Origin of the sequence: Wolbachia endosymbiont of Madathamugadia hiepei, from assembly GCF_013366855.1 — a bacterium.
Taxonomy (GTDB): Bacteria; Pseudomonadota; Alphaproteobacteria; order Rickettsiales; family Anaplasmataceae; genus Wolbachia.
This window is the reverse complement of record NZ_WQMP01000018.1, coordinates 1-11,656: the sequence shown is the minus strand read 5'-3', so window position 1 is coordinate 11,656 and position 11,656 is coordinate 1. Positions and strand designations below refer to the sequence as shown.

Sequence of the window (11,656 nt, the reverse complement as noted above, 5' to 3'; positions counted from 1 at the left end):
GTGAAAAATATTTCCTCTTTCCTGGAGAAATTTGTTATATTCTTTTTAGTTACTGACTCTCATTTTCTGTGGCATATTCTTTCTTCGGTAGCCAAATAGAAACTTTATAATGAATTTTGTCAGTAACCACTAGATTTTTTAGTTGCCATGCAACAAAGCCGACCTGAGGCGGTATGACGTAGCTAGTAAATTGCTTTTTTTCTGCTTAGTTTTGGTTTGCAGGAAGTCTATCTTCAAATCTTTTGAGAATATTTCTTATTTTTGCTGCATCTTCAAACTCTAGATTCTCAGCATGTTTTAACATCTGCTTCTTTAAATTCTTTAAATCAACATTACTAATATTGATGTTTTCCTCAGCCACTACTTTGTCTCGTAGAGTATTTGATATAGCCTTTATTATAGTTTTTGGTGTAATATTATGCAGTGTATTGTATTCTTGTTGTTTCTTTCTTCTTCTTTCTGTTTCTTTCAACGCACGATCTAAAGAACCGGTCATTTTATCTGCATATAAAACTACCCTACCTTCGGCATTGCGTGCAGCACGACCTATCGTTTGAATGAGCGAAGTTTCTGATCGCAAAAATCCTTCCTTATCAGCATCCAAAATTGCAACCAATCCACATTCTGGAATATCAAGACCTTCCCGCAGTAAGTTGACACCAACTAGGACGTCAATTTCTTTCGATCTTAGTTTGCATATAATGTCAATCCTCTCCAGTGCACCAATATCTGAATGCAGGTAACTCACCTTCATATTTAGCTCACTCATATGTTCAGCTAGCTTTTCAGCCATTTTTTTTGTCAATGTGGTAATAAGAACACAAAACCCTTTCTTTATCGTTACTTGCGCTTCGTGAATCACATCATCAACTTGAGTCTCTGTTGGCTTTATAATACAGATTGGATCTGTAAGCCCCGTTGGACGAATAACTTGTTCTATGAACACATTATTGGTCTTTGCTAACTCGTATTTTCCGGGAGTAGCGGAAATGAAAATGGTTTGCGGCCGCACTGCTTCCCACTCTTCAAATTTTAATGGACGATTATCAAAAGCAGAAGGGAGCCTAAATCCGTAGTCCACCAACTTTTTTTTACGCGCCTCATTACCGCTATACATCGCGCCAATCTGAGGAACGGTAACATGACTCTCGTCGACAAATAAAATTACATCTTTAGGTAAATATTCAAACAAAGTAGGTAGTGCATCTCCAGCTTCCATGCCGTAGAGATAACGGGAATAATTTTCGATACCTTTACACACTCCTGTTGCTATCATCATTTCAATATCAAAATTGGTGCGCTGCTCAAGACGTTTTGCTTCAACAATTTTGTTCTGTGAATAGTAATAATCCAAGCGTTCATGCAGCCCTTTTTTGATCAGCTGAACCGCCTGCAATAGAGTCTCACGTGAGGTAATGTGATAGCTATTTGGGAAAATGGTGATTTTATCTATGCGCTTGATGACATTGCCGGTCATAGCATCAATCTCAGAAATTTCTTCTATTTCATTGCCCATTAGCGATAAACGCCAAGCTTTGTTTTCATAGTAGGCAGGAAATATGTCGATAGTATCGCCGCGTACTCTGAAATATCCTCTTTCAAATCTGACATCAGAGCGCTTGTACTGGAGATTAGCTAAATTATTCAGGAAATCATTAACAAGAATTTTATCTCCAGCACTTAAAGTCAGGATCATGCTGAGATAGCTCTCGGGCGAACCAAGACCATATATGCAGGAAACACTGGCAACTACAATTGTGTCCCTGCGCTCCAAAAGAGAGCAAACAGCAGAATAACGCAGCATGTCAATTCTTTCGTTAATTACAGAGTCCTTTTCAATATAAGTATCAGTTTGTGGCGAATAAGCCTCGGGCTGATAGTAATCATAATAAGAAATGAAGTATCCAACAGCATTATGGGGAAAAAATCCTCTCATTTCCTCATAAAGCTGCGCCGCCAAAGTTTTGTTGTGCGCCATAATTAATGCAGGCCTGTTTGTTCTGGCGATAACATTTGCCATAGTAAAAGTTTTTCCAGAGCCGGTAACTCCAAGTAAAACTTGATCCTTTTTATTGCTGTTTAGCCCTGCAACTAAGCTATCGATTGCTTGTGGCTGATCTCCGCCTGGTTTAAAATGTGTAACGATTTGAAATTCCATAGTTCTTATATTTTCATATACTATTAATATACTTGTTAGTATAAATAAGGTATGAAAGTGAGTGTCAATAAAAAAACTTTATCTTTTCTTTTTATAGAGCTTGCTCCAAATTTTATTGTTAGTTAACACAAAAAACACTGTTAAGATTACAAAATATGCCACCACTTTAAATCCAAGCTTGTGCCGGTGCTCTAGTTCTGGCTCTGCTGCCCATTGTAAAAAATTCACCACATCATATGCCATGTTTTCAACTGTAGTCTGCCTTGTACCGTCATACTCCACCATTTCTTCAGAAAGTGGTGGTGCCATAGCTAACTTACCTGTTGGAAAATACGGATTAAGATACAAACCGTTTTCATCTTGCTCATCATTTTGATAGCCCGTCAGCAGTGAATAGACATAATTTGCACCGTCGTGCCTCGCTTTAATAATTAGTGACAAGTCCGGTGGAACTGCACCATTATTACTTGCTGCAGCTGCTTCTTTCGAATCAAAAGGTGCGATAAAATAATCCGAAGGTATTCCCGTTCTATCAAACATTTCACCTAAATCGTTCGGACCATCTTTCACTTGATAAGAAGCTGCAATCTGTTTCACACCCTCTTCAGAAAAACCGATACCTCGCAAATTACGAAATGCTACTCTATTCATTGAATGACAAGCAGCACAAACTTCCTTATATACTTTATAGCCACGCTGAATTGATTCCCTATCAAAAGACCCGGTAATTCCATCAAAACTCCAGTCCATTTTTTTATTTGGTGATGGTGTAAATTCTTCTGCAGATGTAGGACCAGATAGGAATAACATGCAAAAAATTGCAAATACGTTCAGTCCCTTAACTAGCCATTGTTTTAGTAAAAAATAGCCTGATGTCACTTTGGCACGTGATGCTGAAATCCATTTGTTTTTTTTCTGGATCCCAGTGTCAGCTACTTGGATGACAAAAGGGTGTTCTGGGATGGTAGGATGTTTTACAGTAGATCTATTTTTAACTAGCATTACTTCATCTCCGGTACAGAATCACTTATGGTTTTTGGTGGTTTCTCCGGTTTCTCATACTTACTGAGCAGTGGTAAAACTATTATAAAGTACGTAAAATAATAAAGAGTAGAAAGCCTACTTAGAGTAATGTAAGGTTCTTTAACTTCCTGCCCCCCAAGCCAGGTAAGAAATGCAAAATTTACTACAAAGGCCCAGAAAAATTTCTTAAATAACGGGCGATAAGCGCCACTTTTAACTTTTGATTTATCGAGCCAAGGTAATAAAAACCACACTAAAATAGACCCAAACATGGTAAGCACACCAATAAGCTTATTTGGGATTGAACGCAGCATTGCATAAAAAGGTAAAAAGTACCACTCTGGTACTATATGAACCGGAGTTACCATAGGGTCAGCTTCTATATAATTATCCGGATGTCCCAAATCATTGGGAGCGTAGAAAACAAACGCAAACAAAACTATAAAAAACAGACCAAAAGTTATACAGTCCTTTACTATATAATAAGGATAGAATGAAATGGTATCGTTTTCTGATTTTACTTCTGCACCACTGGGGTTACCAGAGCCAAATCTATGCAGAGCAATGACATGCAGCATAGCTAAAGTGACAATGACGAAAGGCAGAAGGTAATGCAGAGCAAAAAAACGATTGAGCGTTGGATTATCAACAGAGAAACCGCCCCATAGCCATATAACTATTTTATCACCAATTAAAGGTATAGCTGAAAATAAGTTAGTTATAACTGTTGCACCCCAAAAGCTCATTTGTCCCCAAGGGAGAACATATCCCATAAAAGCTGTTGCCATCATTGCAAAGAACATAAATATGCCAATGAACCACACCATTTCTCGTGGCCTTTTATAAGAACCATAATATAACCCTCGCATTATATGAACATAGACTACCATAAAGAAGAGCGATGCTCCGACAGCATGAGTATAACGTATTAGCCACCCATAGTTAACGTCGCGCATGATACGCTCCACGCTGTTAAACGCATGTTCAACATGCGGAGTGTAATGCATAGCAAGAAAGATGCCCGTTATTATTTGTAAAATTAGAGCTATGCCAGCCAAAGAACCGAAGTTCCAAGCGTAATTTAGGTTTTTTGGCACTTGGTAAGAAGCAATGTGCTTTAGAAAAGAAAATATAGGTAATCTATATTCTATCCAACCCAATATACCTTTTTCTTCTTCTATCTTCGTTTTTTCTTTAGTATCACCTTGCATAACTTGAAGTTTTGTCTATATCTTTAATTTGTTTATTGTAGCAGCTTATCCTCTATAGACAATAAAAACTTTAAATTCAGATCTCTCGCACAATTGTTTGGCGATAACACACTTTTCGGTGTCATCCTAACTGTTCAGCTAGTGCAGCCCTATGTCATAGATCCCGCTAGCAAGTGCGGGACCGAGGTAAACTTCATTTATTTTAACTATAGCGATTTAAAAAGCAACACTTATTAGAAAATGAAAAGTTTAACGATTAGCACCACGACTACAAACCACAGTAAAAAATAGATCTTTCGATTTGATCTGCTCTTAACTTGAATATTTTCTAGTTTTTGATGAGCTATCAGATTTAATTTCTCTACAAGGCTGAATACTTCCTGAATTGTCTTTACGGGGTAAGAACTTTTTACTCTTTCCCTATAGCCTATTTTATTTTTATGTTGATTCTCCGTCCATGCTTCAACTATTTTCCACATATTGATTTTTGGGTAGATTTTTCTACATGTTCCCTCCAGTAAAATCATAGTTTTCTGCAGCAATAACAATTGTGTTTGAACTTTCATATCAAAATCACCAGTTATTTTGAACAATTGAGCAAGTAAACTAGCAAAAGAAATTTTCTGTATAGGCTGTCCTATAATAGGTTCACCTATTGCTCTACACGCTGTAACGAAATTTTTATGATGTGGTGAGACATAGCCAGCTCTAAAATGTACCTTTGCAACGCGATCATAATCCCGCTTTAAAAAACCTTTCAGTATCTCTATCACGTAATAGCACGTTTCGCGGTCTATTCGGCCCATGATTCCACAATCGAGGGCGATAATATTGTTGTTACTATCAACCATGAGATTTCCAGGGTGCATATCTGCATGAAAGAAACAGTCTCTATATACTTGATTGCAAAACGATTTTATAAGATTTACAGCTATTTGCTTATGATTATTTAGTTTCTCAACCTCGTATATTGGTGTTGCTTCTATCCATTCCAGCGTTAAAACTTTTTTTGAAGTCCTGCTCCAATCCGCTTGAGGTACATAAAAACCTCTGTCGTTTTTTGTGTTCTCCTTCAGCTCCGAAGAATGAGCGGCCTCAAAACGTAGGTCTAGCTCTAATCGGCAAATTTCAGCAAAAGTTTTAACTAACTCGATCGGTCTTAGCCTCTTTGATTGCTCGCTAAATCTTTCTGCAATCTCTGCAAGCCAAAAAAGTGTTTTTATATCCCTTGAAAATGCTCTCTCAATATTTGGCCTTAAAATCTTCACCGCAACTTCTTTACCTTCCGTTGTAGTTGCTTTATGCACTTGAGAAATTGACGCTGCTGCAATTGGCTCTTCAGAAAAGCTTGAGAAAATGTCGCTTAATTTGCAATTAAATTCGCTTTCTACACTTTTAACTGCTATCTTGTGTGAAAAAGATGGCAGCCTATCACATATTAACAATAAGTTATTTGTTATATCCTCATTTAAAATATCAGTACGTGATGAAATAGATTGTCCAAACTTAATAAACACTGGACCTAATTTTTCAAGAGCACACTTTAGTTTATAACCTTGTATTTTGTTTATTGACCCTCTTGAAGGAACAAGCAAGCGAGGTAATATGTTGTAACGAGTCAGCACTGCGGTTATGTACAAAAGGCGCAGAATATTTTGAATCATTTCGCTGCGTAACTGCCAAATATTTCACTCAGAGTTTTATTCTTCATAATTTCACCAGGCTTACCTTGGCAATAGATAGTATTATTTATGCAAATTATATAATCTGAACATGGTACTATGGAGTTTAAATCATGAGATGTCATAAGAATCGAAACCAGTCGTTTTTTTGCTATCTTACCGATAATATCATAAAACTTAGCCCGTGCGCTAATGTCCATTGCACTAACTGGCTCATCAAGAATAATTAAGTCAGGCTCTGCTATTAAACAGCGTGCAAGCAGCAATAATTGTGTTTGTCCTGCAGAAATTTCTGACACTTGATTCTTCAAAATGTTGCCAATACCAACCAATTCTATCGCTTTTGTAATAATTGATTGATCTTTCTTCAATTTTGTTGAGAAGCTGTTTAAAAGGAAATATTCAACTGTTATCGGCATCAAATTACTGATGCTAAAATTTTGTGGCATATAACTGATTTTTATATCGTCAGCAAACATGACACTACCAGTGCAGTTCTTATTTATACCAGCAACTGCCTTTACCAAAGAGGTTTTACCTCCACCATTTGGACCAAGTATAGTAACTACATCCCCTCTCTCTATTGATATATTAATACCATCGAGAACCTTCTTATTATCATATGCAAGAGCAAGGTTTTCTATCTTTAGGACACTGCTATTGACATTGTTTAACTTTTTGACAAAATTTAATTTTTTCTCAACGTTTTCATGAGACATTTATTGGCTTCTTTTCTATCACTTTTGTTTACACTATATCACAGTACTGCCTTTTCATCCAATTTAAAAATCGTAGCTACAATAAAGCCTATACATTCTCTTGTAGCCTCTGTTACAGATGGAATTTCAAAGCCACACTTGCTTGCCTGTACAGCATCTGCACATGATCATGTGTTAAAGCCATCTGATGCAAGTAATCTGGAATCAAGTGACGTCATATTTTACGTTGATGATGATCTAGAAACATTTGTTAAAACCTTCGCTAGAAACAATAAAAAACTTGTGCAGTTATCAAAGGTAGTTAATTTACTTCCTGCTCGACCACATTCATTCTCTAGACATATCATTCATATTCAAGACGAAAAAGACCTACACATTTGGCTTAATCCTGAAAATGCAAAGAACATGATACTTTCTATAAGTACAACGCTGTCTCGTATAGATAAAGAAAATTCTTATAAGTATAACCAAAACGCAATGAGAGCTATAAAGAAGATAGACCAAGAAACAGAAAAAATTACGAGAGAGCTGAATGACTTCAAAAATAAAAAATACATAGTCACCCACGATGCCTATCAATATTTTGAAAAATATTTTGGCTTTAATCACCCAAGTGCCATTCTTTCTATAGAAGAGGATGCTTACATAGGTATGGGAACTTTAGTGAAACTAAGAAAGATGATGAAGGAAGAAAACATTAAATGTATATTTTCTTCTTCACGAGAAGATAGCATAAAACCTAAAGCCCTCTCTAATGACGCAAAAATGGTAATTCTTGATCCTATTGGGTCGGATATAGAACCTGGAAAAGATGCATATCTCGCTATAATTAACGACATCACGCAAAATTTCAAATCTTGTTTTATTGGATCTCAGTAAAAGTTGTAGAATTACGCATTTATTTCAGTCAATCTAAAGCTGCACTAACTCGCACTCAGCAAAAAAGAAAGCTATTTCCCTACGAGCATTTTCCAAGCTATCTGAGCCATGAACTCTATTTTCACTAATGTCATCAGCAAAATCACCTCTGATTGTGCCCTTATCTGCCTGCTTTGGATCTGTCGCTCCCATAATTTGTCTGTGTTTACTTACTGCATTTTCACCGATTAAAACTTGAACTATTACAGAACCAGAGGTCATAAATTCCACTAACTCCCCAAAAAAAGGCCTATCTTTATGGATTTCATAAAATAGTTCTGCCTGTCTTCTTGTCAGTGACATCATTTTTTGCGCTATAATTTTTAGTCCGGATTTTTCGATGTAGGAATTTATATTACCTGTAATATTATTTCTCACTGCATCAGGTTTTAATATCGAAAGTGTTTTCTCAATTGCCATATTATTTCCTTATATAAGATCTTATATTTATAGATTCATTCTATTGCGAATTTTTATTTCATCAAAGTGATTTTTTGTTTATAGTTAAGAATAAACGGAGGTATTGTATGGGTGAATGTTGCCGTAAAAAAAATAGCGACACTGGTGAACAAGCTGAGTCTACTACTAAACAACCAGTTAAAACATTCGTTAATAATTTAAAATCATCAATTTTTTGTGGAACAAAAGGGTTTTTAACTTTCAGCTTGGCTTTTTTGAGTTATTTGGAATATAGCTCGCGTCACAATACAAAATTACAAGAAGGTGCTGCTTTTGCAATGAAAAGGAATATTATTCCGTTCGGTGAAATGATCACTATACCACTACTTGCTTGCTTTGCATTACCAGCTATGGTAGGCGGGTTAAGCCTTTTACAATGTGCACTTGTATGCGCTGCGTTTATGATTACCACATGTTTCGTTGTTAGAACTTTTAATCTGCGTGAGAAGTTAATGGCAAAAACTACTGACTACAGTATAGAAACAATAGACGCGAAATTTAAGAAGGATTCTATAAAATTCCCTATCTTTGATAAAAGCAGACAACATATTGAGTATAATTTGCCTAACCAAGTAAGTGAAGCAGGTAACACCTCCTTTCTCATTCCGTTTTTAGTTTTCCCTCTAAAGATTCTACAAAGTTGTATAATGCTATCTTTAGCTGCTATTGAACTTCTTGAAGCAGTGCCAAGTTTTTGCGCTGATCTGACCTTTGATAGAAGCTTTGTATCTACCAAGAGTAACCTGCAGAGATCTAGCCACCTATTGTATGCCGGTGTGAGAAATTTAGTACCTATAACCAAACTTGATGAATGTATAGCCAATCTTGTAGGCACCCCAAAAACAACTTGTTGCGGAGCCTAAATGTGTTTTATTTTGTTATCCCAGCGCTTGACGCACAGCGGTACGAGCGCGGAGGCAGTGTGTTAGCCATTTTTACCTTAAACACAAAGGTGTCATCCCAGTGCTTGACACTGGGATCCAGCGAAATTGATCGTGCACTATACAACATTTTTGGTGAAGTGACTAAAAAGCTGGATTCCAGCGTCACGCGCCGGAATGACACCACCCATTACTCAAATTATCTGCAAATTGCAATGTTCGTACACTAAAATGCTTGGCCGGCACTTTTACACAACTTCATCGAGAACGCTGTTTTTACATAGTACTTTTATACTCACCAATTTAGTGAAATCCTGGATCCCAGTGCCAGGCTACTTGGATGACACCATCTCGGTGCTCAAATCACAATGTTGTACACGCTGTAATGATGGCAAAAAGTAATCTTGTAGTTTATTTGCAAAAGACCAAATGAAAAAGGCAATCATCTTACTTAACCTAGGCGGCGCTGATTCACCAAATGCGGTCCGTCCTTTTCTATTCAATCTCTTTTACGACAGAAGAATAATAAATCTACCAAACCCCTTTCGGTTTCTTTTAGCAAAGTTTATATCCGCAAAACGAGAAAATACTGCACAAAAAATATATGAGCAGATTGGAGGCAAATCGCCAATTTTAGAGAATACGAAAATGCAAGCTGAAGCGCTTGAGCAAGAGCTTAATAGATCTGTGTTTTGTCATCCAAGTAGCGTGGAACTGGGATCTAGAAAAAAGAACTGGTCACACGCTGGAATGACACCAGGGCTGGCCAAAGTATTCATCTGCATGCGCTATTGGCACCCATTTGCTGATGAAGTTGTTAAGAGTGTGAAGCAGTTTGATCCTGATGAGGTAATTCTGCTGCCACTATATCCTCAATATTCAACTACTACAAGTTTATCGTCTATCGAAAACTGGCAAAAGAATGCTAAAAAATATGGCCTAGAATGCAATACAAAAATAATCAACCATTATTATGATAATCAAGACTTTATTGAAGCTCATACGCACCTGATAGTTAAGTACTATAACTTAGCTATCAAAATTGGTAAACCAAGAGTCCTGTTTTCAGCCCACAGCTTGCCCCTCAGCGTTATTAAGAAAGGTGACCCTTATGCCTTACAGGTAGAGGAAACAGTAAAATTAATAGTAAAAAAATTAAATATCAAAGACCTTGATTGGGTAATATGTTATCAGAGTAAGATAGGCCCCGTAAAATGGTTAGAGCCAAGCACCGAAAGTGAACTGTTGCGTGCAAAAGCTGATGGTGTACCTGTGGTTTTATCACCTATATCTTTTGTTTCTGAACATTCAGAAACGCTTGTTGAGCTTGATATAGAATATAAAGCAATGATCAAGGATGGATATTACTTTCGCATACCAACCCTCGGTACTGATTTTTTGTTTATAAAATGCTTGGTAGATTTGTGCATAAATTATCTTTAAAATCCTGACTTATAATACTTTTCCTTTAGGATTTAATATGATAAAACAACAAAAAACTATTACTTTATCAAGTATTTATGTCAAATAAACTAAAAAAGAAACAAAACATGTTTGCACAAAAGGTACATGATACTTACAGCCATAATGCTAGGAAGATAATCTGTGTTACAACAGGTTTAACAATCCTACTGTGCAAGATTTCACTACAATTTTGCTGTGAGTTTACTGACAATAACAGATCCAATATTTTTCTTATACGGAATGTCGCTTGGTGGGCAAAATTTCCGACGTCTATTCTATATATTGCCTACTCTGCATTTACTTTATATGACCTAGTCAAGGATTACAGAGACCCTAAGGGTAAAAAAGAATTAGCAAAAATTGTGGGCAAGTCAGCTAGTCTTGCAAGCAGCACTATAGAAGCGCTAATGATGTTGAAAGTCATCCATCTCTTAACTAGAAATGCAGAGGTAATAAGTTGTGTTCACTTAACTTCAACAATCCTATTCCTATTCATTTCAGAACCCATAAGCTATTATTATACATGCAAAAAGTATCAAAAGGTACATAAAGAATATCAAGATGCATGTGGAAAATATCAAGATAAAAAGGAAACTGATGAATTTACAAAATGTAAAGCTGAGATTGCTAAACGCAGAAAGAGCCTCATCACCAGCACACTAACTTTCTCATTAGGTTTGCTAAACTTCGTGTTAAGAAGGATAGAAATTGCAACCATACCGATAAACTTAGGTAATAGTATAATCTATAATTTTAATTTAAACGTAACAATTAGCATAATATATAGCGCAGTATTCCTAGTAGTCCAGCTTGACAAACTGTTTAATCAACCGATCAATGATGACCCTTCTACTGAACTTCGTGATGTTAATCATCATCATGAATCAGACAGAGAACTTTTTGCATAACCTAAACTAGGCAGAAAAAAAGACAAAAGAAGCCCTGGTCGGTATTTATTTTTAGTATTGGCGTTTTTATGCCTTAAACGCTGCAATTTAGCTGCTTTTAAATGCAACTAGTCTAAGCTATAATATTTAAGAAATTTACCAGACAGGTTAAAATGACAAGAAAACTTGTATTTGGCGTACTATTGTTTAATTTTTCGCACTATGTGCACTGCATGTCTTTTTAAAACTTCGGG

At 36.4% G+C, this 11,656-nt stretch carries 10 protein-coding genes and 1 pseudogene; 5 read left to right on the top strand and 6 right to left on the bottom strand.

What is annotated here, in order from left to right:
- Positions 1 to 205: 205 nt before the first annotated feature.
- From uvrB to GO685_RS01205, 5 genes are all read right to left on the bottom strand, one after another.
- Positions 206 to 2,158, bottom strand: coding sequence for an excinuclease ABC subunit UvrB (gene uvrB, locus GO685_RS01225; protein WP_175937211.1), 1,953 nt, complete (start codon positions 2,156 to 2,158; stop codon positions 206 to 208).
- A gap of 78 nt (positions 2,159 to 2,236) precedes the next feature.
- On the bottom strand, positions 2,237 to 2,968 hold the full coding sequence (locus tag GO685_RS01220; protein WP_175937212.1) for a cytochrome c1: 732 nt from the start codon (positions 2,966 to 2,968) through the stop codon (positions 2,237 to 2,239).
- 191 nt (positions 2,969 to 3,159) lie between these two features.
- A complete protein-coding gene (locus GO685_RS01215; protein ID WP_175937210.1) occupies positions 3,160 to 4,392 on the bottom strand; it encodes a cytochrome b in 1,233 nt (410 codons plus the stop codon).
- Between the two features lie 233 nt (positions 4,393 to 4,625).
- The gene (ubiB, locus tag GO685_RS01210) at positions 4,626 to 6,056 is read right to left on the bottom strand and encodes a 2-polyprenylphenol 6-hydroxylase (protein ID WP_175937209.1); all 1,431 of its coding nucleotides are present in this window, start codon (positions 6,054 to 6,056) and stop codon (positions 4,626 to 4,628) included.
- Positions 6,053 to 6,793 (bottom strand): metal ABC transporter ATP-binding protein, encoded by a 741-nt coding sequence (locus GO685_RS01205; protein ID WP_175937208.1) that lies wholly within the window; start codon positions 6,791 to 6,793, stop codon positions 6,053 to 6,055. The genes ubiB and GO685_RS01205 overlap by 4 nt, the downstream gene beginning before the upstream one ends.
- On the opposite strand from GO685_RS01205, the gene GO685_RS01200 reads away from it, so the two are divergent.
- Entirely contained in the window at positions 6,785 to 7,672 is an 888-nt protein-coding gene (locus tag GO685_RS01200) for a metal ABC transporter solute-binding protein, Zn/Mn family (protein WP_175937207.1), read from the top strand. The genes GO685_RS01205 and GO685_RS01200 overlap by 9 nt on opposite strands.
- Before the next feature lie 33 nt (positions 7,673 to 7,705).
- Here GO685_RS01200 and ndk read toward each other — a convergent pair whose 3' ends face one another.
- Positions 7,706 to 8,131: a nucleoside-diphosphate kinase gene (gene ndk / locus GO685_RS01195; RefSeq protein WP_175937206.1), complete on the bottom strand. Its 426-nt coding sequence runs from the start codon at positions 8,129 to 8,131 to the stop codon at positions 7,706 to 7,708.
- 107 nt (positions 8,132 to 8,238) lie between these two features.
- Between ndk and GO685_RS01190 the strand changes: the two genes are divergently transcribed.
- The 4 genes and pseudogenes from GO685_RS01190 (at position 8,239) to GO685_RS01175 (ending at position 11,423) form a co-directional block, all read left to right on the top strand.
- Positions 8,239 to 9,033 carry a hypothetical protein gene (locus GO685_RS01190; RefSeq protein WP_175937205.1) on the top strand — a complete coding sequence of 265 codons (795 nt, stop codon included), beginning with the start codon at positions 8,239 to 8,241 and terminating at the stop codon, positions 9,031 to 9,033.
- A gap of 165 nt (positions 9,034 to 9,198) precedes the next feature.
- Positions 9,199 to 9,282 (top strand): annotated as a pseudogene (locus GO685_RS05915) (WPE palindromic element domain-containing protein); the annotation flags it as partial.
- 198 nt (positions 9,283 to 9,480) lie between these two features.
- A complete protein-coding gene (gene hemH / locus GO685_RS01180; protein ID WP_175937203.1) occupies positions 9,481 to 10,494 on the top strand; it encodes a ferrochelatase in 1,014 nt (337 codons plus the stop codon).
- 77 nt (positions 10,495 to 10,571) lie between these two features.
- Positions 10,572 to 11,423 (top strand): hypothetical protein, encoded by an 852-nt coding sequence (locus GO685_RS01175; protein ID WP_175937202.1) that lies wholly within the window; start codon positions 10,572 to 10,574, stop codon positions 11,421 to 11,423.
- Positions 11,424 to 11,656 lie beyond the last annotated feature (233 nt).